19 protein-coding genes are annotated in these 25,011 nt (G+C 47.2%); 12 read left to right on the top strand and 7 right to left on the bottom strand.

From position 1 onward, the window contains the following. Positions 1-35: 35 nt before the first annotated feature. Positions 36-980 (bottom strand): NAD(P)-dependent alcohol dehydrogenase, encoded by a 945-nt coding sequence (locus tag QQ055_RS06090; protein ID WP_284475396.1) that lies wholly within the window; start codon positions 978-980, stop codon positions 36-38. Positions 981-1,037: 57 nt separating this feature from the next. Between QQ055_RS06090 and QQ055_RS06085 the strand changes: the two genes are divergently transcribed. After that, on the top strand, positions 1,038-2,288 hold the full coding sequence (locus tag QQ055_RS06085) for an FGGY-family carbohydrate kinase (RefSeq protein ID WP_286004370.1): 1,251 nt from the start codon (positions 1,038-1,040) through the stop codon (positions 2,286-2,288). A gap of 300 nt (positions 2,289-2,588) precedes the next feature. Here QQ055_RS06085 and QQ055_RS06080 read toward each other — a convergent pair whose 3' ends face one another. Next, positions 2,589-3,098 carry a hypothetical protein gene (locus QQ055_RS06080; protein ID WP_284475397.1) on the bottom strand — a complete coding sequence of 170 codons (510 nt, stop codon included), beginning with the start codon at positions 3,096-3,098 and terminating at the stop codon, positions 2,589-2,591. A 75-nt stretch (positions 3,099-3,173) separates the two neighbouring features. Between QQ055_RS06080 and QQ055_RS06075 the strand changes: the two genes are divergently transcribed. Continuing rightward, on the top strand, positions 3,174-8,597 hold the full coding sequence (locus QQ055_RS06075) for a CHAT domain-containing protein (protein ID WP_286004369.1): 5,424 nt from the start codon (positions 3,174-3,176) through the stop codon (positions 8,595-8,597). 30 nt (positions 8,598-8,627) lie between these two features. Here QQ055_RS06075 and QQ055_RS06070 read toward each other — a convergent pair whose 3' ends face one another. Beyond that, positions 8,628-9,512, bottom strand: a complete 885-nt coding sequence (locus tag QQ055_RS06070; protein WP_286004368.1) for an O-antigen ligase family protein — start codon at positions 9,510-9,512, stop codon at positions 8,628-8,630. Between the two features lie 665 nt (positions 9,513-10,177). On the opposite strand from QQ055_RS06070, the gene QQ055_RS06065 reads away from it, so the two are divergent. From QQ055_RS06065 to QQ055_RS06030, 8 genes are all read left to right on the top strand, one after another. Beyond that, positions 10,178-11,197: an ABC transporter ATP-binding protein gene (locus tag QQ055_RS06065; RefSeq protein ID WP_286004367.1), complete on the top strand. Its 1,020-nt coding sequence runs from the start codon at positions 10,178-10,180 to the stop codon at positions 11,195-11,197. Positions 11,198-11,211: 14 nt separating this feature from the next. Further along, positions 11,212-12,093 carry an ABC transporter permease gene (locus QQ055_RS06060; protein ID WP_284475400.1) on the top strand — a complete coding sequence of 294 codons (882 nt, stop codon included), beginning with the start codon at positions 11,212-11,214 and terminating at the stop codon, positions 12,091-12,093. 30 nt (positions 12,094-12,123) lie between these two features. Continuing rightward, positions 12,124-12,489 (top strand): hypothetical protein, encoded by a 366-nt coding sequence (locus QQ055_RS06055; protein ID WP_283361868.1) that lies wholly within the window; start codon positions 12,124-12,126, stop codon positions 12,487-12,489. A gap of 618 nt (positions 12,490-13,107) precedes the next feature. Further along, positions 13,108-13,560 carry a CAAD domain-containing protein gene (locus tag QQ055_RS06050; protein ID WP_069966411.1) on the top strand — a complete coding sequence of 151 codons (453 nt, stop codon included), beginning with the start codon at positions 13,108-13,110 and terminating at the stop codon, positions 13,558-13,560. 68 nt (positions 13,561-13,628) lie between these two features. After that, positions 13,629-13,868, top strand: a complete 240-nt coding sequence (locus QQ055_RS06045; RefSeq protein ID WP_286004366.1) for a hypothetical protein — start codon at positions 13,629-13,631, stop codon at positions 13,866-13,868. A 585-nt stretch (positions 13,869-14,453) separates the two neighbouring features. Next, positions 14,454-15,626, top strand: a complete 1,173-nt coding sequence (locus QQ055_RS06040; protein ID WP_283361870.1) for a PAS domain-containing protein — start codon at positions 14,454-14,456, stop codon at positions 15,624-15,626. A 127-nt stretch (positions 15,627-15,753) separates the two neighbouring features. Beyond that, positions 15,754-17,517, top strand: coding sequence for a DnaJ domain-containing protein (locus tag QQ055_RS06035; protein WP_284475401.1), 1,764 nt, complete (start codon positions 15,754-15,756; stop codon positions 17,515-17,517). Between the two features lie 98 nt (positions 17,518-17,615). Next, on the top strand, positions 17,616-18,743 hold the full coding sequence (locus tag QQ055_RS06030; protein WP_286004365.1) for a WD40 domain-containing protein: 1,128 nt from the start codon (positions 17,616-17,618) through the stop codon (positions 18,741-18,743). Here the strand turns inward: QQ055_RS06030 and cobS are convergent. Continuing rightward, the gene (gene cobS / locus QQ055_RS06025; RefSeq protein ID WP_283361873.1) at positions 18,730-19,482 is read right to left on the bottom strand and encodes an adenosylcobinamide-GDP ribazoletransferase; all 753 of its coding nucleotides are present in this window, start codon (positions 19,480-19,482) and stop codon (positions 18,730-18,732) included. The genes QQ055_RS06030 and cobS overlap by 14 nt on opposite strands. A 441-nt stretch (positions 19,483-19,923) precedes the next feature. Here cobS and QQ055_RS06020 point away from each other — a divergent pair, with 441 nt between their 5' ends. Beyond that, positions 19,924-20,382, top strand: a complete 459-nt coding sequence (locus QQ055_RS06020; protein ID WP_283361874.1) for a hypothetical protein — start codon at positions 19,924-19,926, stop codon at positions 20,380-20,382. Positions 20,383-20,412: 30 nt separating this feature from the next. On the opposite strand, the gene QQ055_RS06015 is transcribed toward QQ055_RS06020, so the two are convergent. The 3 genes from QQ055_RS06015 to QQ055_RS06005 form a co-directional block, all read right to left on the bottom strand. Beyond that, complete coding sequence (locus tag QQ055_RS06015; RefSeq protein WP_283361875.1) at positions 20,413-21,048, bottom strand: DUF2062 domain-containing protein; 636 nt, start codon at positions 21,046-21,048, stop codon at positions 20,413-20,415. A gap of 158 nt (positions 21,049-21,206) precedes the next feature. Continuing rightward, complete coding sequence (locus QQ055_RS06010) at positions 21,207-22,310, bottom strand: mechanosensitive ion channel family protein (RefSeq protein WP_069966400.1); 1,104 nt, start codon at positions 22,308-22,310, stop codon at positions 21,207-21,209. Between the two features lie 8 nt (positions 22,311-22,318). Next, positions 22,319-23,401 (bottom strand): mechanosensitive ion channel family protein, encoded by a 1,083-nt coding sequence (locus QQ055_RS06005; RefSeq protein ID WP_283361876.1) that lies wholly within the window; start codon positions 23,399-23,401, stop codon positions 22,319-22,321. Positions 23,402-23,515: 114 nt separating this feature from the next. On the opposite strand from QQ055_RS06005, the gene mnmE reads away from it, so the two are divergent. Further along, complete coding sequence (mnmE, locus tag QQ055_RS06000; RefSeq protein ID WP_284475405.1) at positions 23,516-24,907, top strand: tRNA uridine-5-carboxymethylaminomethyl(34) synthesis GTPase MnmE; 1,392 nt, start codon at positions 23,516-23,518, stop codon at positions 24,905-24,907. Positions 24,908-25,011 lie beyond the last annotated feature (104 nt).

Here is a 25,011-nt window from a genome sequence, read left to right as displayed (position 1 = left end):
AAAAAGCGCCTCCATTGGGGGCGCTTTTTTGTTGTTTAAAGAATTTGAATGGCAATTTTGCCTACGGTTCGTCCTTGTTGGCTGTAGTTATGCGCTGCTACCATTTCGCTAAGAGGATAAGTGCGATCGCAGATAGGACGCAGTTGGTTAGCTTCGACTAAATCCTTAAGATACGACAGATCCCAACCGCTGGCTTGTGTTAAGACAATTTGAGAGGTTTGACCCGGTAAGAGGGTGGATAGGGTACTTTGAATCACGGTGGCGGGAGTGGGTAGAGTAGAAACGTAAGCGCCATAGGGTTTGAGAACTTTGTGGCATTCCCAGAGCGATCGCGCTCCGACTGCATCAAAAACTGCATCATACTGGGTCGTTTCTTGGGTAAAATCAGTTTGTTTGTAGTCGATAACGCGATCGGCTCCGAGCGATCGCACAAACTCCACATTATCGGTACTGCAAACCCCCGTTACCTCAGTTCCCATCGCTTTGGCAATTTGTACCGCTAAACTGCCAACTCCACCCGATGCGCCATTAATTAACACCCGGTTATCGCGTTCCACTTGCGCTAAATCTCGCAAAGATTGCAAAGCAGTTAAGCCTGCGAGGGGAAGGGTTGCGGCTTCCAGGTAAGATAAATTGCGGGGTTTAAAGCAAGCGGCTGATTCATTGACAACCGCATACTCAGCATACGCACCACCGGGGACTGTCCCTAAATAAGCATAGATTTCATCCCCTGGTTGAAAGCGCGTCACCCTTGCGCCTACTGCTTCCACCACGCCAGCCACATCAAACCCCAGTATCATTGGGAAACTGTACCCCGTCAGCAGTTGGAGTTGACCCAATCGAATTTTCCAATCCACCGGATTGACACTACTGGCATACACTTTAACTAAGAGTTGCGTGGGTTCCGGCTGGGGTATGGCCAACTCGCCATATTCTAAAACGTCTTCAGAACCGTATCGACTGATAAAGACTGCTTTCATCGGGTTTCCCTCGTTTTGACTCCGTTATAGCGGTTTAGAGCGAACAGGGGAAGGATTATGGGATTTTATTTGGGGATTGATTTTGGCACATCCGGTGCTAGAGCGATTGTAATTGATGCCAAACGCCAAATTCAGGCAGAACGCCAGCTTGAGTTTACCGAGAGTAGCGATTGGAGTCAGTGCTGGCAAACCACGTTATTTCAATTAATCGAGCAAATTCCGGTATCGTTGCGTCGAGAACTGAGCGCGATCGCCCTTAATGGGACTTCTTCCACGGTACTGCTGTGCGATCGCTCTGGCAACCCCATCACCCCACCCCTACTCTATAACGATGCGCGCGGTCGGGATACCTTAGAAGAGATTCGCGCCGTTGCACCCCCGCAACAGATTACCCTGAGCGCAACTTCCAGTTTGGCAAAACTGCGCTGGTGGTATCATCATCTGCAACCCGCAGACACCCCCCTCTACTTCCTCCACCAAGCCGACTGGCTAGCCTTCCAACTCCACGGCAAACTTGGGGTTAGCGACTATCACAACGCTCTCAAACTGGGTTACGATGTCGAAAACCTGTGCTATCCCGAATGGTTAGAACCCCTGACTGCACCGTTTAAACTGCCTCAAGTTCTAGCACCGGGAACGCCAGTTGGGGAAATTTTACCCCCAATGCGCGATCGCTTCCATTTCCCCCCCGATTGTCTCGTCTGTGCGGGAACCACCGATAGTATTGCAGCTTTCTTAGCTAGCGGAGCCACTTCCCCTGGTGAAGCCGTTACCTCATTAGGTTCTACCCTGGTTATCAAACTCCTCAGCCACACCAGAATTGATGAAGCTGCTTCTGGAATATACAGCCATCGCCTCGGAAACTTATGGTTAGTCGGAGGCGCATCGAATACAGGCGGCGCAGTGTTACGCCATTTTTTCAGCGATGTAGAATTAGCCGAACTCAGCCAACAGATTAACCCAGAGCAACCCAGTCCTCTCGATTATTATCCCCTATTACAACCCGGCGATCGCTTTCCGATTAACGACCCCAACCTCCCCCCCCGCTTAGAACCCCGTCCCAATAATCCCGTAGACTTTTTACAGGGCCTGCTTGAAGGGATAGCCCGTATTGAAGCATTAGGCTATCAACGCTTGCAAGCATTAGGCGCAACTCCCCTAACGCGAGTCTATACGGCGGGAGGCGGCGCGAAAAATTTAACCTGGATGAGGATGCGCGATCGCTATCTTAACGTCCCCGTCATCCCCTCACCCCAAACCGAAGCCGCCTATGGTAGCGCCTTACTCAGTTATAAGAATTTCTCTTAACGCCTCTAAACAAGCTAGTTCTTCTATACCCGATAAAATTAACTGACTCAAGAATTCTATTCTAGAGCGCGCTCAACAAGAAGGATACTTGGTTGGTGGCGAACTGGGAGGAGAAATTTGAAAGAAGTTATCGATAGAATGGATCTCCAGATGCTTCTTATTGGACATCTCTAATTATGAAGAAGATTGGGATAATGCTTTTGAGAAGCTTGTAAATCGGTTTAGAGCGCTTGAGTATGGATTGAAAAAAGCGATCTAATCATCAGGTATCGCCGATTGTTTTAAGCGATAAAACTACGATTAAAAATAAGCATTACCCCGCGCCCAATATTTCCATTCTTCCACTGTTCCAAACCAACCTGTTTTTAGGGGAACTTGATTTTTTTCAGCTAGTTCAATCAGACGAAGTAAGGCTTGACGGGAGAAGGGTTTTTTCGGGGTAAAACTATAGGTGGAGTGCAAACCGATGCGACGTTTAGGCCAGAAAATTCGGACTTCCCGGTGTTGATGTCTGCCTCGAATTAGGTTAATTGATTGAATATTATCCCAACGGATGATAGCTTTACCTCGAAAAGGACTATAGCGGATAAGATGAGATTCGCTAATTTCTAAAGATTGTCCTAGGGAATCTAAGATGAGGAGGAACGGGCTGTAAATTAACAAAGCCCAGAGGATGAAATAGAGTTGAGGGGAGTTGGTTAACCTTACGGTAAGGATTGCCCCTAAGAATACTAATATATAGGCTACAATCAGGAACTGAGCCAAGCGCGTATTGAAAGCTGGGTGAATGACTATCGTTTCAGATGACATGAATCCTGCGGATACTCAATCTCCGAGTAGAATAAACGATTGGTGAAGTCCTCTCGTTCTCTGTTCAGGATACCTATGGAACTTGCTTGGATGTATCGGTATAGCATCGCAACCTTAATAGGAGTGAGTCAGACTGTCGCAGTTAGCGCCCAACCCATTCTACCGGCTTTAGATGGGATGCAGACTCAGGTTATCCCGAATGGGAATCAGATTGGCATTAGCGGGGGACAACTTTCGCGCGATGGGGCTAATTTATTCCATAGTTTCCAACAATTTAACCTCCTAGAAGGACAAACCGCCAACTTTCTGTCTCAACCCCAGATTCAAAATATCCTCGGTCGGATTAACGGCGGCGAACCTTCGCTGATTAATGGTTTAATTCAAGTCACTGGGGGACTTTCTAATCTCTACCTCATGAACCCCGCCGGAATTGTATTTGGGAACGCCGCACAACTCAACGTTCCGGGTTCTTTTTTGGCGACGACGGCGAATGGGATTGGCTTTGGGAGTCAGGGCTGGTTTAATGCAATAGGCCCTGTAGATTCACAAAATCTAGTCGGGACTCCCAATCAATTCGCTTTTTCTAGCTTATCTCCTGGTGCGATCGCCAATACAGGTCATTTACAGGTTCCCGACGGACAGAACCTCACTTTACTGGGGGGAACTACCCTCACCTTGGGGACTGTAGAAGCGCCTGGGGGTCAGATTACCATTGCAGCCATTCCAGGAGAACGACTGGTTCGCATTTCTCAAACCGGACATTTACTTAACTTAGAAATTACCCCCCAACCTGGAACCCCCCTCACCCCAGCTAGCCTCCCGGAATTGCTAACCCGTTCGGATATTCGTCACGCGACTGGGTTAAGGCTTAACGAAAGCGGACAACTGGTATTAAATGGGTCTAGCATACCCCTTTCCCCGGCTACCCAAATCACTAGCGGAACGGTTAGCGCCTCTTCCACGACCGAAGGTGGATCGGTTAATCTATTAGGCAACTACATCGGCTTATTCAATGCAACGGTTAGCGCCGATGGAACCACTGGCGGGGGAACTCTCCGTATAGGTGGCGAGTTTCAAGGAAGAGAAGGTTTACCAACAGCGCAACAAACCTGGGTGAGTCGCGACTCTATCCTGTCTGCTAATACTGTATCTGGTTCTGGGGGTCGGGCGATCGTTTGGTCAGAGGGTCATACTCACTTTTTGGGTTCTCTTCAAGCTATCGGCGAGACGGGTGGGTTTGGGGAAATTTCTGGGAAGGAAAGTTTGGTATTCCGGGGACAAGTGGATGTGACGGGAACCACCGGAAGCATGGGAACGATTTTATTTGACCCCAAAAATATTATCATTGCCAATCTATCGGCGGATACTGAGGCGGGGAGTCTGATATTTAGCGATTTTCCCAATAGCGATGTCACCTTAAGTGCGGATGGGGTAGCGAGTTTAACCGGGAATGTTATTCTAGAAGCCCATAATGATATTACCGTTGGCGATCGCATTCTTTCCAGTTCCCTCGATCGTCTAGAACTGAATGCAGGTCGCAGTATTATCCTGAATGCAGATATTAATTTAGCAGGTAATAACGGCGAATTAACCCTCGTTGCGAATTCCCCCCAAGCGAACCCCAGAATTCGGGATGCGGGCCCGGCGAATATTACCCAAGCACCCGGTACAATTTTACAATCAGGAAATGGGGATATGACTATCCTCATGGGCGATTTAGGGGAAGTGGGAACGGTTCGCCTCGCTGAAATTATTACCTCTGGCGGTAACATTACGGTAGAAACGCCAGGTTCAATTGAGTTAACCGGAAGCTTAGTCACGGCGGCGGAAACCACCCAAGCGGGAGATATTCAACTCCGGTCATTTTTGGGAAAGATTACCACAACTCCCGTTCCTGTGATTATCGCTTCTGACTCGCAACAAGGACGCGGCGGGAATATCTCTATTGAGGCGTTTAGGGATATTCTAGTCGGTCAGGTGGTTTCCCAGGGAGAGGACGCCAGCGGGAATATTTCAATTTTGAGTCTTCAAGGTCAAATTGATACCACCGCTAGTGTCGAAAATCTCTGTTCTGATTGTGCAAATTTAGATGCGTTTTCGCTATCCGGTCAAGGGGGAAAGATTACCCTAGACGCATGGGGCGATATTACCACGGGTCAGATTGTTTCCCAAGGCCGGACGGGTAGCGGCGATATTGAGATTCTTAGCGCTACCGGGAATATTACAACAACTGCGATCGCGGATAGCCTACCCGATTCTAGCAATCTCCATTCGGTTTCCGATTCTGGGCCGGGAGGTTCTGTCCGCTTGGAAGCCAACCAAGGTCGGGTTACAACTGGCGATATTATCTCAGAATCGGCGTTAGGTGCGGGAGGCGATATCCAAATTCAGTCCGAACAACACATTTCAGTCGGGAATTTGGTTTCAACGGGTTGGGATGTCAGCGGCGATATCACCTTATTTAGTCTCTCCGGAACTATTGAAAGTGGAAATGCGGTGAGTCTTTCGCCAGAAGGACGAGGGGGGAAAATTGACCTAGATGCAAGTTCTGGGGTTCAGGTTGGGGAAATTCTCTCGCAAGGAAAACTCAGCGGCGGAGAGGTTCGGGTGTTTAGCGAGAGGGGACAAATTCTGCTAAACGGTCAAATTTCCTCGCTATCGGAAGGGGGAACGGGGGGGAATATCCTAGTTGATTCGTTTGATGGCAATATTGTGACGGTGGGGGATATTAGTTCCCAAGGCTTATCCCAAGGCGGCGATATTACCTTCAGAACGGATACGGGGGGAATTGATACGCGCAACAGCATCCTCAATTCGTTCTCAGAACAAGGAACGGCGGGAAATGTGACTCTACAGGCGTTTGGCGATATCCTGACTCAAGAAGTGAGTTCCGAAGGTCTGACGCAGGGGGGAAATATTACCCTGGTGAGTGAGAACGGACGCATTGATACAAGTTTAGGAAGTTTAGATTCGTTCTCGGATGCGGGAAGGGGGGGAAATGTTACCCTACAGGCGCAAGGGGATATCCTGACTCAAATTATTAGTTCCCAAGGTTTAACCCAAAAGGGAAATATTACCCTGGTGAGTGAGAAAGGTTCTATCAATACCCGTTTGGGAAGTTTAGATTCGTTCTCGGATGAAGGAACGGCGGGAAATGTTATCCTTCAGGCGTTTCGGGATATCGCAACGGCGAATATCAATACCTATGCAGGAAAGGCGTCTGTACAGGGGGAGATCCAAGGGGGTAATATTGCGATCGCAACCACTCAAGGTCGCATTGATACCTCCGCCGGAGAATTGGGGGCCTTTGCGTGGGAAGGGAATGCGGGAAATGTCACCCTAGAGGCGTTTGGCGATATCTCTACGGGCGTTATTGGCGCTTATACCCTCGGTCAAGGGACGTTCCAAGGCGGCAATATTCAGATTATCTCCCATACGGGAACCCTTGCCACAAATCGGGGTAATCTCCAAGCAGAAGCGTCCATTCCTGCGAATGCTGATGTGGCTTCAGAAGCGATCGCCTCTATCTTTAAAAGAGAAAACGCCAACCTCGATACCTATTCTCTCGCAGGACGGGGCGGCAATGTGTTACTACAAGCACCCAATGGGATTATTACCAGCCATATTAGTTCCTTTGGGGCGATTGATGCGGGTTCGGTAACGCTTTTCAGTTCCCAGGGAAATATCCAAACCGGGGTGCTATTCTCGTTTGCGGAGGCGGGAAAAGGCGGCGCGATCGCAGTTAATGCACCCCAGGGCAATCTCAACATTCACCACATTGCCACCTATGTTAGCGCCAACTCATTGCTAGGGGAAGGGGGCAATATTACCTTAAATGGGTTAGGCAATCTCACTCTAAATAACATCGCCTCCTTTGGCAACTTAGACAGCGGCGATGTCACTATTCGCGCCGGAAACCTCACCACTGGAACTATCCAAACCCTCGCGCCTACGGGAGTTAGCGGTAACATTTCTCTCAATACCCTCCCCACCCTGCGCGGCGATATCCGTACCGCGAATATTACGACCGCAGGCGGTACGGGGGCGGGTAATATACGAATTGTCGCCCCGGATGGTTCCATTATTACCGGAGATATCACCAGCGACGGCGGAACCGGGCGAGGTGGGGATATTAGCCTGGATGCCAAAAATGACATTATCGCTGGAACGATTACCTCTACGGGTCAGTTAGGGGGCGGTACAGTGTCGCTCAATAGCGAGATGGGTTCTATTAGCACCGGCGAGATAACAATGGGCAATTTAGCGATCGGGAGTCGGGTGGGGATGGATGCGATCGCCCAAATTGAAGAAGCCCGTACTGCTCAGTTTACCGCTCATTTCGGCCCGGAGTTACTCTCTAGCAGTCTCACCACCGCTAGCCCTAGGGAAGCATTAGGCGCGATCGCCCAATCCACCGGAATTCAGTCTGCTGTTATTTATGTTACCCTGACGGACGACCAAATCGAACTGGTGATGTTTACCCCTACGGGAGAACCCCTACGCAAAGTCGTTCCCCAAGTCTCTCGCCAGCAAGTATTAGAAACCGCCCGAAAATTCTACATCGAAATCACCGATCCGCGACGGCGTTTTTTCACCGCCTATTTACCCTTAAGCCAACAACTCTATCAATGGTTAATTGCACCCCTACAGATAGAACTCCAAGCCGCCGGAATTGATACCCTACTCTTTAGTATGGATAGCGGTTTGCGGAGTTTACCCATCGCCGCCCTACACGACGGGAATCAATTCTTAATTGAACAATATAGCCTGTCGATGATTCCCAGTCTCAGCTTAATGGATACGCGCTATCAACCTTTAAATAATGCTCAAGTTTTAGCAATGGGTGCGTCTGAATTTAACAGCTTACCGCCCTTACTTTCTGTTCCCCTAGAAATCTCCACCATTACTGGAGAAGTTTGGCAAGGGAAAGCCTTCCTCAATTCAGAATTCACCCAAGACAATTTAATTAAACAGCGTCAAAATCACCCTTATTCCATCATTCACTTAGCCACCCACGCCGACTTTAAACCGGGAGCTTTAAATCAATCTTACATTCAACTTTGGGGAGACGGAAAAATCACCCTCGATCGCTTGCGTCAACTGGGTTTTCAAAACCCTCCTGTCGAGTTATTAGTCCTCTCCGCCTGTCGAACCGCCTTCGGAGATGAACAAGCCGAATTAGGCTTTGCAGGGTTAGCCATTCAAGCGGGTGCAAAAAGTGCCTTAGCCAGTTTGTGGTATGTTTCCGATGAAGGAACGCTAGCATTAATGACCGAATTTTACAATCAACTCAAGCAATCTAAAATTAAAGCAGAAGGTTTGCGTCAAGCTCAATTATCCTTGCTTCAAGAAGATACTCGCATTCAAAATGGACAACTTCGTCGTTCGGGAACGCGAGGCGATCTTCCCCTCCCTCCAGAGTTAGCGGAATTAGACAATCAAAACTTAAATCATCCCTACTACTGGGCAGGATTTACATTAATTGGGAGTCCGTGGTAATCCGTTTTTTTGAGAGGGCGGGGATAAAGATTAATATGCTCGATTCAATTCTTTCTGCTGTACCGCATTGGCGAGAAAATAAGTACAAAGAACAACAAACGTGCTGTCGTTAATAAAAAAGTCAAATTGCTGCGATGCAAAAATCAAAATCAGCGGAATTCCAATTAACTCCTGCTTCAACACCGAAAAAGGGATAAGATTGAAGAGCAAGACGATTGATAAGAGCAAACCGGGTATTCCCAATTCTACTAAAACGCTCAAAAAGATATTATGGGCATGAAACCCCGATCTTTCTGTATGTTTCCAACCAATATGTTCGGCAAAAACACCGACTCCAATCCCTGTTAACGGTTTTTGAGAAAATGCCTGTAAAGCGTCTTTCCATAAAACAACTCTCGCTTGATCGGAGGTTGCAGCAATGTCAGGCTTTCTCTCTTTTTTAGGGGGCGATACTAGCGATTTATGATGGATTTCCACAGAGGGGGATATTGTATAGAGTAACGGAAAAACAGGATGATTTGGAGCAATGATTCTAGCGGATGAGACGGGGAAAAATACTAAGAAGAAACTCCAAAGCGAGATTAATATTAAAAAGCCTTTCAAGCGGATGAGTTTATAAAGCCATAGCAAAACTAATCCTAGGATAAAAATAAGCCAACCGTTCCGACTTGCAGAAAGCGTATTCAAACCGATAAAGATAGGAACAGTCAAACACATTTCTGCTTTGCCAATCAAGTGTTTGCGATAGAGGATAATGGCAAAAACAGCACCAATTGCCATTAAAACTCCCAACTGGTTAGCCCCTTGAACAATGGCGCTAATTCGCGGATAGGCGTTGGGATACCTCAGAATATCTAAAAACGCTAAGTTAGGAGATAAATATTCAACGATTCCCCATCCCGAAATAAAAACCAAAAATCGAAATAGCGTTCGGTGATAAAACTTTTGATACGCTAAATTAGGAATCAACAAGAAAATGCCAAACGCAATCGGGTAGGTGGAATATTTCAAGCTATATTTAAGAGCAATTTGAGAAAAGTCGCTGGCGAGAGTAGATAGCAAAATCCAGCCATAAAAGAGCGATATCCAACCGATGAGATAGCGATATTGGAAAACAACTTTTTTCAGTTGTTGGCGATGATAAAAAAGAGCAATACCTCCCGCGATCGCAATCAGTAAGTAGTGAGTCCCCCAATTCAAGTATAAAAGTTTGGGGCGCGACAAAAGAGACGCCGCGAGTATAAAGGCGAAAAGCAGTTGATGAAACATTTTCAACAGAAGCCCTATGAAAAACTGGAGAACTGGCGGTAAATATCCTGTAACACCTCGGCATAAACACTGAGACCAAAGGCGACTAAACTAGGCAAGTGATTTGGCTTAAACGCGGGTACGCGGGTTTCTATGTCCGTGTAATTGCAGAGGTTTTCAGAATTTTCTCAGTCAATAGAGGTCACTTTTATGCGAAATCCCGAAAAAGTTTGCAAAGATTTACACAACAGAGCCGATCGAGTAGTGAGAACTTGCCGATCGCGATCGCCTTAGAATAGAGACAAACAGTGTTGAGATTTGTATAGAAACACATGGCTCCTGCTGTCGTTATAGAAAATCTGCAAAAGCGCTACGGTAGTATTGAAGCGGTTAAAAACGTTTCCCTACAGGTGGAACCGGGCGAGATCTTTGGGATTCTAGGCCCCAACGGTGCTGGAAAAACGACCACCTTGCGTTGTCTGTGTACCCTAAGCGCTCCCGATGCCGGTAAGATCGAGGTTTCTGGTATTTCCGCCATCAGCAACCCCAAGGCGGCGCGACAACTTCTCGGTTATGTTGCCCAAGAAGTCGCATTAGATAAAGTCTTAACCGGACGCGAATTATTAGAACTGCAAGCCGCGCTGTATCATCTGCCGCGTCAAGCGATCGCCGAACGCGTCGAGCGCGTATTAGAGTTACTAGGACTCGAAGCCTACGCCGATCAAAAAACCGGAACCTATTCCGGTGGTTTAAAAAAACGCCTCGACTTAGCCGCCGGCTTGCTGCATCAACCCAAAGTCCTCGTCTTAGACGAACCCACCGTCGGCTTAGACATTGAAAGCCGCGTCATCGTTTGGGACTTTTTGCGGAAGTTGCGCCAAGCCGGAACCACCATTATCATTACCAGCCATTATCTCGAAGAAGTAGATGCCCTTGCCGATCGCGTCGCCATTATCGATCGCGGCGTCGTCATCGCGACTGGCACCCCCTCCGAACTCAAAGATCGGGTGGGGGGCGATCGCATTACCCTCCGCATCCGCGAGTTTACGCCCATCGAGGAAGCCGAGCAAGCCAAAGAAATGCTGCAATCGCTCTCAATGGTACAAGAAGCCATTATCAACAGCGCCCAAGGCAACTCTTTAAACCTAGTTGTCGTCCCCCAAAGCGACGCCCTGATGAGCATTCAACAAGCCCTTAAAGACGCCGGGTTGCCCACCTTTGGGATTGCTCAATCGCGTCCTAGCCTCGATGATGTGTACTTAGCAGCCACCGGGAGAACCCTAATTGATGCCGAACTCGCCGCTGCGGGCAGCCGCGATCCGAAAAAAGAACGCAAACAAAGTATGCGCTAATTTTAACCCGTCCTATGAGTAGTACCCTAACCCCTTCTAACCTCGATCTCGCCCCTGCCGATCTAGCTTCGGTGGATGAAAAATTTAGCTTTGCTGAATTAATTCAAGAAACCCTAGCGCTAACCAAACGCCTGTTTATTCAACTGCAACGCCGCCCTTCTACCTTAATTGCCGGTGTCGTTCAACCGTTGATGTGGTTGATCCTATTTGGGGCCTTATTCCAGAATGCCCCGCAAGGTCTATTTGGCGATCGCGTCAGCTACGGTCAATTTATCGGCGCAGGCGTGATCGTATTTACGGCCTTTGGTGGAGCCTTAAACGCGGGTTTGCCCGTAATGTTCGATCGGGAGTTCGGCTTCCTCAATCGGCTGCTGGTGGCTCCGCTAGCCTCCCGATATTCGATTGTTTTAGCCTCCTCGATCTTCATCGTCACCCTCAGCCTGATTCAAACCGCTGTCATCGTTGCGGCGGGTGCTTTTCTGGGTGCAGGCTTGCCCAATTTCGCAGGCTTGGCGATTATTACCCTAATCGTCTTACTTTTAGTCTTTGGGGTAACGGGTGTCAGTTTAGGTCTCAGCTTTGCTTTACCGGGACATATTGAACTGATTGCTGTTATCTTTGTCACCAACCTGCCCTTATTGTTTGCCAGTACCGCCCTTGCGCCCCTTTCCTTCATGCCCACCTGGTTGCAGTACGTCGCCAGCTTAAACCCCTTAAGCTACGCCATCGAACCCATTCGCTATTTGTATCTGCATAATAGCTGGGGATTCGGTAGTATTGTGATGTCGGCTCCTTGGGGTGATGTCACCTTTGGAGGGGCATTGTTGGTGCTTCTCGTCTTTGATGCGATCGCCCTTCTTGGCATTCAACCCTTACTGCGTCGTACCCTATCTTAAAATCCTTTAGTTATTGTGAGGATGAACCCGATGAATGCATCCGCATCCCTAAAACACCTAACCCGGATCGGAGTCAGCTTAGTGGCTGGTTTCGGTATGGCAACTCTAGCTTATTCTACCGGCGCGATCGCCCAAACGACGAACGCCGATCCCCTGCAAGACCTCCGCGTTCAAGATGGTAGTTCCGATCCGTTTTCCACCAATGGCGGAACTTCTGCGATCTTTGATATGTTCCACCGGGCTAGACTGGGCAACAACCGCGATATGAGAGAGTATTTGCTCGAACAACGGCAAAATCTCAATGATGAAGCCTCTCAGTTTCGCAGACGGCAGCTAGAATTGCTGCAAACCCCAGCACAGGTTGTCCCGGTTGAAGTTGCTCCAACTGAGAATTAGTCCAAACCCCAGGGAATAGGAAAACCCCGCGTTAGTCTTCCTATTCCCTTTCAGTTCTTCATTCTCTCTCTATGGGAGTATGGCAAAGTGCTGAGTCGCGTAGGTTGGGTTGAGGTCCGAAACCCAACACAACCCTGGCTGCTGTTGGGTTACGAATGGCGCTAATCCAACCCACGACAGCATAGGACTTTCAGTAGTTCAGCTCTATGGGGGTATTGCAAAGTGCTGAGTCAAAAACCAGTCAGATTCATCTTTGAGTGCCACTCAGCTTGCTGTAAGTGTTATGGCTACAGCTATATTTATCAAAAGGGGAACGATCTTTTAGTGTAGAGGTGCCTTTTCGCCCAGATGTGGCAACTGCGATCGCCCGAATTGTTCAAGAACTCCGCCGCCTCAACTTGCGAGATCATCCTCATGGATAGATGGGGATCTGTTCGAGGGTTTCTATACTGAGAAGGATCGTCGCTTGTACCCGTCGTAGAAACACAGAACCTCTTGCAAATAATCAAGCTCTGCTTTAGGGTCAAGTATGTTTGCAAAATATAACTCACTGTTTCGCCTCTGGGTCGGGTTTCCCCCAGTTCCTTCACACTAGCGATCTATTGGAGAAATAATAAGATGACTAACGCCGATCTGAACAAAACAGAAGTTGCTGACGTAGAAGCAACCGCAACGACTCAAGCAGAAGTTGCAGACTCTTCCCCAGCCCCCATTGCTAAACTACCACCGGCTGGACAATCAAGCGCCAGCCAGTCCGCAGAATTGTGGCGACAATATTGGGATTTGTTTATCCTCTATTTATCGAAACTCCCCGACTACCTAGGCGAGTTCTTCGGTGCGTATCAGCGTCCCCTGACGATTGTGGCATTAATCCTATCAGCCGGGATTACCGTGTATGTCACAGGGGCCGTTGTTGATGCAATTAATGATATTCCTTTACTGGCTCCGTTCTTTGAGCTAGTGGGAATTGGTTACTCGGCTTGGTTTGTTTACCGCTACCTGCGCCTTGCTTCCACCCGCCAAGAGTTAGCCAACAAAATTCAAGGTCTTAAAGACGACGTGGTTGGCTAAAACGCGTTTTTCAAGCTGCGCGTTTTTCTGAGTCTTTCCACCAAAACCAGCCTGCTTGTGCAGGCTTTTTGTGCTGCAAATTTTTCCTCAACGATACCAGAAGGCGATCGCCGTTTCCTACACAATCTGCGGCTAGAGCGTTCCTCAATCCAAAGGTAGAACATTCTCTGACTCTCATCGCCCCAGAAATAGGGGAAGGAAGTTGCGAAACCGATGCTGCTCTTGACCGCGCTCAGGCAGCCGAACGCCATCAGATCGAGCTTGCTTCCCAGTTTGGCTCAAAACTCGGCAGCTTTCAAGAAAATTAATATTGGCTTTAGTTATACCCGCTATCGGATCTCTTTGATAGAAGCGCTTGTCTCTATCTAAAGACAGAGAGAGCTGTACAAAATTTATGCAATTTTCTTGTAATGCTCAATAACGCGGAGATTCAGCCTTGCAATCAAGCCATCGATCGCAACTGAAAGATATACATCTATCTAATGGTAGACATTTATATCCCTCTTAAGACTGATATTTTAACTCTCCTAAATCTAAATTCTAGTTTTTTAAGCTACTTTAAATCTTAAAAATAAGAGTCTTATTTCGATCTTTGCAAACTCTGATACACTGAGCTTGCAACCCACTTGTTACCTAGGACATAGAAGAAAACTCAGCAATATAAGTAACCTATAAACAATTATCTGAAGCTGAACAAAGACAATGCTCACCCTTTTTAAATTACTCTAAAATAATTCTGTCACCCCTCAATTGAGTTCAATGCGACCTGCTTAGAACGGTAGATATAAGATTTGATTCTTGCCGCATTGCCAGCGATAGGCTCATCGCTTCACGAGCAATTCCGTAGACGAATCAGGTAAAACAAATGTTTCTAGAACCCCGTTTATAAACTTATGAAAAAAAATGGATTTAGCTCCCAATTAACGGCATTGAACGGTCGCTTAACAGAACTATTCAATAAAGCCACTACCCTCCCTAGCATTCCCAGTTATTTAGCTTCAGACGCTTTTAAGGAATTAAGTTTTGCATCAGAAGAGTTACAGGTTGCCTACGAGCAGATTCTTCATCAAAACTCAGAGCTAGAGCGAGTTTACGATGAGCTAAGATCTGCGAATCAACGGTATAGGGCAATTTTTGAACTGATGCCAGAAGCCTACTTGATTACCTCTGCAAGTGGAAAAATTGAAGAAGCCAATTCCGCAGCCGCTCAACTGCTTAACATCCAACAACAGTTTTTGCCCGGAAAGATGTTGAGTTTATTTATTCATCCGGAAGATCGCAGTACCTTCTACTTAGAAACATCCCGAATTCATCGGCGATCGCACAAGCAAGAATGGCAACTGCGCTTCCGCGATCGCCTGGGGGAAACCCACTACACGGCAGTGACAGTGGCACCTTTGGGCGAATCCCTGAACGAAGGCGATCGCTTGTTATGGTGCGTGCGGAATATTACCGAACAAAAGCGAGCAGAAATGGCTTTAACCGCTAGTCTCGCTGAAATTCAACAAGAACGCCCTCCCCATATTTATGACAAGGGAGAAATTATTCCTCTCAATCCTCATACCCTTTGGCTAGTATGCGAAGGCTTAGTAAAATTAAGTACATTTTGCGAAAATAATGATGAGATGCTGATTGGCTTAGTCGGAGCTTCCATGCCATTTGGCTGTCACTTAACAGCCCTCAATATTTATCAAGCCACTGCCCTTTCAGAAGTCAAATTAGTTAGCATTTCCATGAGCGAATTATCAGCCTTTCCCATCTTCGCTCAAGTCATTCTCAATCAATATAATCGTCGCCTCCAGCAAACCGAACTGCTCCTAGCCAACTTTGGACGGCGCAACGTGGAAGAACGCCTCTGGAATTTGCTGTGCTTGCTCAAGGAAGAAATTGGCGAACCTGTCGCTGAAGGAACCCGTCTAACCGTTCGCCTAACGCACCAAGACTTAGCCAATGCTTGTAGTACCAGCCGCGTGACGGTGACTCGGCTGTTAAATAAGTTCAGACAGGACAATCGGCTAATTTGCGATCGCCACCACCATCTGATCGTCGTTAACTCACAATTGTAAGGATGGCCCTGACTGCGCTTCCTAGGATGATGGCGTCATCGTTCGTCGTATCACTCCTGGGACTTTACCCGATTAGATCGGACTCAGACTTGAGGCTAAAATTGGCTAAACTTTACTCAAATAGCCCATGTCACCTCAAAGCATCGGTGCAGGATGGATTGGCAGTGGTACGGCTGCGGGGGCTGTAATCAATATTGCCTATGGGAATGCCGGGTTAGCCTTTAGCGGCACCGCAATCAAAATTGGGATGACTCCGTTTGCAATGGCAGGAGGTGCGATCGCTGCCGCATCCTATGGTATTTTTGAAGCCACCCTTACCGGAGATCCAACCGCCCTCCTCGCTGCTGGAGTTGGGGGATTGAGTGGGGCAACCCTTTCGATTCAACTGGGTGGGGTTGGACTGGCGTTTCAAGGAACAGCCGTTCAGTTAGGCATTCTTCCGATTACCCTAGGCGGAAGCGTTGTGGGATTAGCCGTTTATGGGCTTTTGAAACTGTTGGATGCTGGAAATGGTGGCGAAGCGCCTTTTCAGTTATTTGAACGGATGGCGACGCAGTGGCACGACCAAATCAATCAGCAAACCGCCTATCAGGAAGCCTTGCTAGAACTGGATAGTGAATATGCGGAATGGCAATGGATACAAAAGTTTGCGGAGTTGGAACTTCAAGAAGAATTTGCCGCACTTCAACAAGAAATATACTCCTGGCAGGAAAGTCTTCAGGCACAATGGAGAACCACCCCATCTCTACCGAGTCCGATGACTTCCCAAACTTCTACAACTTGGCAGTGCGTTCAAACGCTCAAAACTCACGCTGCCCCGCTGAATTCGGTTTCTCTGAGTGAAGACGGTCAACGATTAGCTACAGGTCATCAAGATGGTTCAGTCAGTTTGTGGAATGTAGCAACAGGCACTTGTACTTATTCGTTTTACGGTCATTCCCAGGAAGTCTTGGCGGTGGCGGTCAGTTCTCAACAAGGCATTGTCGTGAGTGCGGGTGGCAATCGGGAAAATCGCTATCAGATTAACAGTTGGAACTTGGCGACTCAGACGTTGCTCAAGAGTTTCTTTTATCCTGAAACTGCTGAAAGTCATGCTAGCGTTATCTATGCTCTAGCCATTACACCCGATGGCAAAACTTTAGTTAGCGCCAGTGCAGACCGGACGATTCGGTTATGGGATTTAAAGTCGGGAAGGGGGTTGCGAACCCTACAGGGTCATGAGGATAGCGTCAATGCGATCGCCATTAGTCCAGAAGGTCAATTCCTGGTCAGCGGTAGCGCCGACAAAACCGTTAAAATTTGGTCGTTAAAGAACGCTCAAACCCTACATACTCTCCGCGAGCATTCGGGGTGGGTGACAACGGTTGCAGTCAGTCCTAACGGGCTTTGGTTGGCTAGCGGCAGTACCGATAAAACCGTTAAGCTGTGGAATTTGCAAACCGGAGAATTACTCCGAACCTTCAACCATGCTCATACAATTCTTTCTGTGGCTTTTGCACCCAACAGCGACCTTTTAGCCAGCGCTGGACCGAAGGGGAAAATTCAGCTTTGGCAAGTGGAAACTGGCGAATTATTAGATACCCTAGAAGGTCTCGATCCGGTAGCCTTTTTTCCTGAAGGTTTAACGCTACTGAGTGGCGGCAAAGGCAGAAATTTAAAGCTTTGGCAACCGGGCTTTAACCCCTCAAAATACCGTCAGCGATCGCCAGAATTGCATCAATGGTGGGAGGTACTCGGCGTTGAACAAACTGCAACCCCCGATCGGGTGAAACAAGCCTATCGGCATCTGGCGCGACAGTATCATCCCGACTTGAATTCTTCCACCCAAGCCAAATTAAAAATGCAAGCAATTAATCAGGCTTATCGCCAATTTCGCGCCAAAGATTGTTGAGGACTGGGGTGAATTTGAACGATCGTTTCTCAAACCTACCCATTTCTGAAGAATCATGTTAAGACAGTCTCAGCCTGTCTTTTTTACTTTCCCCATTTATGAGTCATCCTTGGCAATTTGTCAAGACAATACCAGGTCATTCAGAGCCAATTAATGCAATTTCTGTCAGTCCCGATGGTCGGACGCTAGCCACAGCGAGTAAAGATCGAAGCATTGGCTTGTGGAATTTACAAACCCATCAATTAAGCTATACCCTATGCGGTCATGCTCAAGCGGTTTATGCCGTTGCTTTTAGTCCCGACTATCCTTTACTGGCGAGTGCAGATTTAGGCGGAAAGGTCGCAAGTTGGAACCTCAAGAATCATAAAATTTATCGAACTTTTTTCTATCTCGATCGACCGTTTAGTCATTCAAGTTATGTTTTTTCCCTAGCCTTTAGTCCCGATCGCAAAACCTTAATGAGTGCTAGTGCCGATCGCAAGATTCGCCTATGGAATCTGCTAACAGGTCAGGCGATTCACACCTTAAATGGACATGGTTCAGCCGTGATGGCGCTTGGGGTTTCCCCCAATGGCGAAACGCTAGTCAGCGGGAGTTCGGACAATACCCTGCGCCTTTGGAGCTTGCAAAGCTACCAAACCTATAAGATTTTAGCAGGACATCAAGGTTGGGTTCTATCCGTAGCAATTAGCCCTAATGGTAAGTTGATTATTAGCGGCAGTGCCGACCAAACGGTGAAGATTTGGCAACTCTCAACTGGAAAATTATTAGGAACCTTGAAAGGTCACTCGGCGGGCGTTTTTTCAGTTGCTTTAAGTCCGGATGGCAATTTTCTAGCCAGTGCGAGTCGAAATGAGGTTTTTCTGTGGGATTTACGTTCGGGAAGCCAGTTTGAAAAAACGGAACTTGAAGGTCGCTATCCCGTAACCTTTAGTGGGGATGGCAAGCAGTTAATTTGTGGGGGTCAAGTTGCCGGATCGATTCAAATTTTCAGTGCTGGCGTACAAGAACCCTTAGTGGCTATAAATCGGACTGTGACAATTCAATGGTGGAATGTTTTAGACGTAGCGCCAACTGCTTCGCGACAGGACGTTAAGGCTGCTTATCGCCGTTTAGCAAAACAATATCATCCCGATTTTAATAATTCTGAACAAGCGAAGGCTAAAATGCAGGAAATTAACCAAGCGTATCAAGCCTTTCAAAGGTTATCGCTTAAAAAATTGTAAGAAAGACCAAAAGTAACGCTTCTGTCCATTCAACCACGGCCCCATAGGTATCGCCTGTATGACCGCCGAGTTGGGTGTTAAACCACGCGCCTGTTAAATAGGCGATCGCACTTCCACCCAGCGCCATTGCCACCCCTAGAGGCCACTGCTGCGGCGAAATCCAGAATACAATCGTACTGAAGCCTAACAGCAAGACTAGACTGGGGACGAGATGCCAAACTGACTGAATGGCTTCTTGATGAAACGCACCTTTACCCGTAGGTTTAAGGTAGGGATAGCGCAGAATCGCTAGCATTTGTCCCCAGCGACCCCACGCCGCCACCGCCGCGATCGCCCATCCCCGATGCTCGCTAATATCTGTTAAGGCCGCCACTTTCAAGAGTAAGATAGCAACAGCCGCGATCGCACCAAATGCCCCCGTTACGCTGTCTGCCATCACCTCTAACCGCCGCTGAGGATTCGTAGTTGCTAACCCATCTGCCGCATCCATTGCGCCATCTAAGTGAAATCCCCCAGTTAAGCCGACCCAACTGACAACGACGACAACACTCCGAGTTAATACGGGGATACCCAGAAGGGTTAAACCTATATCCAGCAATCCCAGCAGTCCTCCGACCAAAAAGCCGATCGCTGTCACCCAACGGGCAACGCCTCCAAACTCCAGTTTTTCGGAGTGAGGGACTGGCAAGCAGGTATAAAAAGCTATTGCAGCCCAAAAGGGGGATAGGGGGTTAGACATATCGTGCCAAAGATTGCAGGAGAATTAAAATAACGGAGAGTTTCTACCTTTTGGCTGAAACGCCCTCTTTCCAAAAACAGCCATACTCATAAAGGAGGAATTTGTGAGTTATCGGATAGCGGAAATTCAGTAGATTCCAGCAAGAAAAGGTTAGTAGACTTAAGATAAAATTGTCTCACACACGACTTGCGTATGCGAAAGTTCTCAAGCTCTGCTTGAAATAACCGAATTTTTACTCGGATTTTTCCAAAATTATTGCTGACTGGCTTATCAGTATACCCAGACCGATCGTTGAGGTAGAGATCGGGCGATCGAGCGATCGACTAGTCTGTTGATGAATTGGGTTGAATTTTGGAAATCTTGAGTTTAAAAAAGAAGTTAGCTGCGAGTACAAACCATGCTTTTTGGCAACAACAACATTTGGATTAGAGCATTCTCCCTATGAGTCACGATCAAATCCCTGGAAACACAAGGCTCCCGGCTCCGTGTATTATCAACACTGGGGCGATCGTTAATAAACGAGACATGCAAAGGCTGCTAGCTGACTTAGGACGAGTCCGCTATTTTCATTTAGAAGACGGACAATTGCAAAGCGAAGGTGAGGGTTACGTCAGAGAGGTCTTTGCCGATCCGCAACAAGCGACGATTGTGGCCAATCAAACCCTCTACCTCAATGTCTATAGTTTTGATTATATTGAGCTTCGCCAATCTTCCGAGCAAGCGACTTATCTTGATTTGGTTCAAGACACTCGCTTGTTACGCCTGATGCCGCTGTCTAATCCTTTGCAAGAACAAACCCATCGCAACTTAAATGCGGCTGCCTTAGAAGCCATGCTAGCCGACGTGCTGGCGGCGGGTTGGGACGTGCAAATTGATGACGAGGAAAACTTCTCGCTTTAAATCTATCTATTGAGTTATCAGACACTACGGTTATTGAGGGGTTGTTCGATTCGGTTTAATCGGCGATCGCATTTTGAGAGCGCGAGCCTGAGAGGGATGATTTCTACGAGTTGTGCTTTGCTGCCACTGGCGAAACTGACGAACCAGCCGCAAGCTGAGAAAATAGCTAGCAGTGCCGCACAAGATTCCCATCACCAAGCAACCTAGAAATAATGTCTCTAAAAACTCGCCGCCGAACTGAATGAGCTGCTGAGGGGCCAACAAATTGTCGCGGGTAAAAGATACATCGGTTGTACCTAGCAACCAGGCTCCCACCTGAAAGTTTAATGCATAAATTGGCAAATATGTCAAGGGGTTGCTAATCCAAGTGGCTGCCGCCGCCGCAATTTTATTGCCTCGCAGCAGCGTTGCTAGAGCAACACCGATGAGGGTTTGCAAGCCAAATAGGGGGAATAACCCCGCGAATACCCCACAGCTTACACCCCGCGCGATCGCTTCTGGCGTTCCCTCTAGGGTCATTAAGCGCAAATATCCATAACGCAGCAAATGTCGCCAGTTTGCCATTCTCATCCCCTGCCATCCTCGTTCCCACCGACGCCGTTGATGTCTCCTGGATTTGGGAGTTCTGACAATGGCTGATTTTTCAGTTTCGATTAATCGGCTCATTTAACTCCTCGGTAGATTAACAATCTTTATCTTAGAAATTTAGCTATTTCACTTACAATAGCAACTTCTTACGCTGAAGACGCTACCCTGGAGGATGATTGTTCCCCTTGTCGCTCAACGCTTCTGACTAGTGTAACTGCTAATAATTCTAGCTGAATTTAGATTGTAACCGGCGATTCAACGTAGATGCTAGGCTCTTGAACAATAAACTCAATGCCGAACTCTTTTAATTTTTTAGAAATTTTTTCGTTGGCAAGTTCCAGCAAACGCTTGCGGAGTTGTAGCGAATTTTCATTCGATCCGAGAATAAAAAATGTCACCCTAGCTCTAGTCGTACTGCCCTGAGAACTCTCATTTAACACAATATTGGTACTGCCGGGATCGATTCCAAAAAGAGCATCTGTGCTTTCTTTAATCGCCTGTTGAACTAAGGCTTGTTCCCGTTCTTCTAAAATCTTAGAAAAATCAAGATACAGCAAAACCATCACCTTTTTAGCACTGGTGACATTCTCAATTTCCATAGTAATTAAAGTAGAATTGGGGACAATAATTAAGGTGCTTTTTGCTAGCGTCCGAATTTTAGTAGCACGAATGCCAATAGACTCTACTCGCCCTAATTGTCCAGTAGAAAGACGAATATAATCTCCGGGCTTAAAAGGAGGATCGAGATATAAAACAATGGTACTTAAAAGTTGTTCTAATATCTTTTGAGCGGCAAAAGCTACCGCAATTCCCCCTATCCCTAAACTAGCAACCAAGCCAATTAAATCAAAGCGTCCCTGAGCAAAAGCCAAAACTGCGATCGCACCAATAATAACATTAGCAATCGTTTCCACAACCAAGAGGAGGTCGTCTACTTCTCGCCCCAATTTACCAATCAATTCAATACCATAAAATCGTAAAACTTGCCGCAAAATTCGCGAAGCCAACCAAGCCACGCTAATTGTAACCGCCAAGTCGCTAAAAAAGCGGAGAAAATTATAGAGACTGGGATATTCTCTCAACCCAGTTAAAGACAGCGAAATTAAAACAAGCGTACCTGTAATCCGGATAGGTTGAGTCAACGGTTGAAACAGTTGCTCGCAAACTTTAACAACTTGTGGGGGAAATAGGCGATTAATAATAGCCCGGATAAAAGTTAGGGTATATCGACCTAAAATCAGGGAGATGAGAACAAAAAACAAAAATCGGGCAATGCGAATTAAATGAAGATTAATAGCCGCATTAACCAACCACCCATTTAATAATTCAAACCACTCCATAATTTATCCTAAATTGTAATCGGCGCATCTACATAAATGGTGGGTTCTTCAATATCAAAAGCAATTTTATATTCTTTTAATTTGAATGTGATGTTTTGGCTAGCCACATCGAGAAGCTGACGACGCAAGTCCATAGAAACCTCCCCAGAACCTAAAATAAAAAAGGTGATTTGAGCTTGAGTGCGCCCGCCTAATTCCCGAAACGTGACATCAGTATTCCGGGAATCTAAACCAAAAATATCGCTGGTACTTTCTAAGATAATTTGCCGAATTAGCGCTCGTTCGTTAGAAACAATAGTCTGATGGAAATTGAGATAAACAATAGACATAACCTTCTTAGCCCCTGTAAAATTCTCAATATGGGTTTGTGTTAGAGAATTATTGGGAATAATCATTAAAGTTCCTTTGCCAGAAGTCCGAATTTTGGTTGAACGCAGTCCTATCGATTCAACTCTACCAAATGTACCATCCGGCAAGCCAATATAATCATCAACAACAAAAGGACGATCGAGAAATAGGACAATTCCACCAATAAATTGTTCAATTGTTTTTTGAGCCGCAAAAGCAACAGCCAAGCCGCCAACGCCTAAGCTAGCAATTAAGCCAAAAATATTAATTTTGTGAGTTTGGGCAAAATAAATAACCGCAAGTAATAGAATACTGAAATTAGTAACATACTTACCGACGAGTAGCAGTTCGCTGTTAACCTTTCTACCACTCTTAAACGCGACATCAATCAAATAGACATCAAAAACTTGGCGAAAAATTCGGGAAGCAAGCCAACTCGCAGAAATCGCTAAACTGAGACTCAGGATAATTTCAACCCAGGAATTGCGGAGACCTTTGAAAAACAGGAAAATCAGAACCTCTGCGATCGCAGTCGCAAACACAAATCGGGTCAATCCCTGGTAGAGTTGAATCACCTCCCCATAGGTTTCACCAGCTTGTTGAGAGACAAATCGGTCGATCAGCAGGCGAATCATCCAGGGGATAATACTTCCTGCAACGAATGAAAAAACACCGATACTGGCAAAGAAAACAATCCAGATAGCCAGTTCAATCATCCACATATCTGGAACAAAATCAATCATGGCTAGACTCTCAGCTATCAGCCTCAAGTATAGGACAGTGCTGCGCGAGTCAGTTCTTTTAGAATAGGGTAAGCAATTTTATAGCCTGAGCGGGGGTTGGCAGACGGAGGGGCAATGGTAGAAACTTATATTGGATCGGGAACGATTGCAGCGATCGCCACTGCAATTATCCCCCAGCAGGGTAGCGTCGGAATTGTGCGCGTATCGGGTTCCGAAGCCTTAGATATTGCTAAAACCTTATTTCACTCCCCCGGAAAACAAGCTTGGGAGTCGCATCGCATCCTTTACGGCTATATTCGCCACCCCCAGACGCAACAGGTGGTGGATGAAGCCCTACTCTTAATTATGCTCGCCCCCCGTTCCTACACGCGAGAGGATGTGGTGGAGTTTCACTGTCATGGGGGGATTATGGCCGTGCAGCAAGTCTTACAATTATGTTTAGAATCGGGGGCAAGGCTGGCGCAACCGGGAGAATTTACCTTACGGGCGTTTTTAAATGGCCGTTTAGACTTAACCCAAGCTGAAGGAATTGCAGACTTAGTAGGCGCGAAGTCTCCCCAAGCCGCACAAAGCGCCTTAGCCGGGATACAGGGTAAGCTAGCACAACCGATTCGGACAATTCGCCACCAATGTTTAGATATTTTGGCAGAAATTGAGGCGCGGATTGACTTTGAAGAAGATTTACCGCCGTTGGATGTTACGGGAATTGTAGAAGCGATCGCCCAAATTACCACCCAATTAACGCAAATCTTAGCAACGGCCGACCGAGGCGAGTTATTGCGAACCGGGTTAAAAGTGGCAATTGTCGGGCGTCCGAATGTGGGTAAGTCTAGCTTACTCAATGCTTGGAGTCAAAGCGATCGCGCCATTGTTACCGATTTACCAGGTACGACTCGCGACGTGGTGGAGTCGCAACTGGTGGTTGGAGGTATCCCGATTCAGGTTTTAGATACCGCCGGAATTCGCGATACTGAAGATAGGGTAGAGCAAATTGGGGTAGAGCGATCGCGCCAAGCCGCCCAAAAAGCCGATTTAGTCCTACTCACCATTGATGCGGCGGCGGGATGGACAACCGAAGATGAGCAAATTTATCAGCAGGTGTGCGATCGTCCCTTAATTTTAGTGGTGAATAAGCAAGATTTAGTGAACCAAAGCGCGATCGCCCAAATTCACTATCCTCCCCAGATTACCCAACTTGTCACCACCGCCGCCGCCCAACAGCAGGGCATCGAAGCGTTAGAGCAAGCTATCTTAAAACAGGTTGAGTGCGATCGCCTGCAAGCTGCTAACTTAGATATTGCCATCAACCAGCGCCAAGCCGCCGCCATCACCCGCGCCAAAGCTTCTTTACAACAAGTCCAAGAAACCATCCACAACCAACTCCCCCTCGACTTTTGGACTATCGACTTACGCGCCGCCACCCAAGCCCTCGGCGAAATCCTCGGCGAAGAAGTCACAGAATCCGTCTTAGACCGAATTTTCAGCCGTTTCTGCATCGGGAAATAATTGCTAAAAGCGAATGGATTTCTAAGCAGCTAGAAACCGGGTTTCTGCTTTAGCCGAAAATTAGATATTTCGTATTAGCGGTCAAATTTTCTACTTTCCTCTTG

This window comes from Geitlerinema calcuttense NRMC-F 0142 (assembly GCF_030285425.1).
The sequence above is the reverse complement of the archived record's forward strand: the minus strand, read 5'-3'. Positions and strand labels throughout refer to the sequence as shown.

Excerpts from the sequence above, each read along its gene's own strand:
- QQ055_RS06090 (WP_284475396.1), bottom strand. The coding sequence starts at position 980 with ATGAAAGCAGTCTTTATCAGTCGATACGGTTCTGAAGACGTTTTAGAA.
- QQ055_RS06085 (WP_286004370.1), top strand. The coding sequence starts at position 1,038 with ATGGGATTTTATTTGGGGATTGATTTTGGCACATCCGGTGCTAGAGCG.
- QQ055_RS06080 (WP_284475397.1), bottom strand. The coding sequence starts at position 3,098 with ATGTCATCTGAAACGATAGTCATTCACCCAGCTTTCAATACGCGCTTG.
- QQ055_RS06075 (WP_286004369.1), top strand. The coding sequence starts at position 3,174 with ATGGAACTTGCTTGGATGTATCGGTATAGCATCGCAACCTTAATAGGA.
- QQ055_RS06065 (WP_286004367.1), top strand. The coding sequence starts at position 10,178 with ATGGCTCCTGCTGTCGTTATAGAAAATCTGCAAAAGCGCTACGGTAGT.
- QQ055_RS06060 (WP_284475400.1), top strand. The coding sequence starts at position 11,212 with ATGAGTAGTACCCTAACCCCTTCTAACCTCGATCTCGCCCCTGCCGAT.
- QQ055_RS06055 (WP_283361868.1), top strand. The coding sequence starts at position 12,124 with ATGAATGCATCCGCATCCCTAAAACACCTAACCCGGATCGGAGTCAGC.
- QQ055_RS06050 (WP_069966411.1), top strand. The coding sequence starts at position 13,108 with ATGACTAACGCCGATCTGAACAAAACAGAAGTTGCTGACGTAGAAGCA.
- QQ055_RS06040 (WP_283361870.1), top strand. The coding sequence starts at position 14,454 with ATGAAAAAAAATGGATTTAGCTCCCAATTAACGGCATTGAACGGTCGC.
- QQ055_RS06035 (WP_284475401.1), top strand. The coding sequence starts at position 15,754 with ATGTCACCTCAAAGCATCGGTGCAGGATGGATTGGCAGTGGTACGGCT.
- QQ055_RS06030 (WP_286004365.1), top strand. The coding sequence starts at position 17,616 with ATGAGTCATCCTTGGCAATTTGTCAAGACAATACCAGGTCATTCAGAG.
- cobS (WP_283361873.1), bottom strand. The coding sequence starts at position 19,482 with ATGTCTAACCCCCTATCCCCCTTTTGGGCTGCAATAGCTTTTTATACC.
- QQ055_RS06020 (WP_283361874.1), top strand. The coding sequence starts at position 19,924 with ATGAGTCACGATCAAATCCCTGGAAACACAAGGCTCCCGGCTCCGTGT.
- QQ055_RS06015 (WP_283361875.1), bottom strand. The coding sequence starts at position 21,048 with ATGAGCCGATTAATCGAAACTGAAAAATCAGCCATTGTCAGAACTCCC.
- QQ055_RS06010 (WP_069966400.1), bottom strand. The coding sequence starts at position 22,310 with ATGGAGTGGTTTGAATTATTAAATGGGTGGTTGGTTAATGCGGCTATT.
- QQ055_RS06005 (WP_283361876.1), bottom strand. The coding sequence starts at position 23,401 with ATGATTGATTTTGTTCCAGATATGTGGATGATTGAACTGGCTATCTGG.
- mnmE (WP_284475405.1), top strand. The coding sequence starts at position 23,516 with ATGGTAGAAACTTATATTGGATCGGGAACGATTGCAGCGATCGCCACT.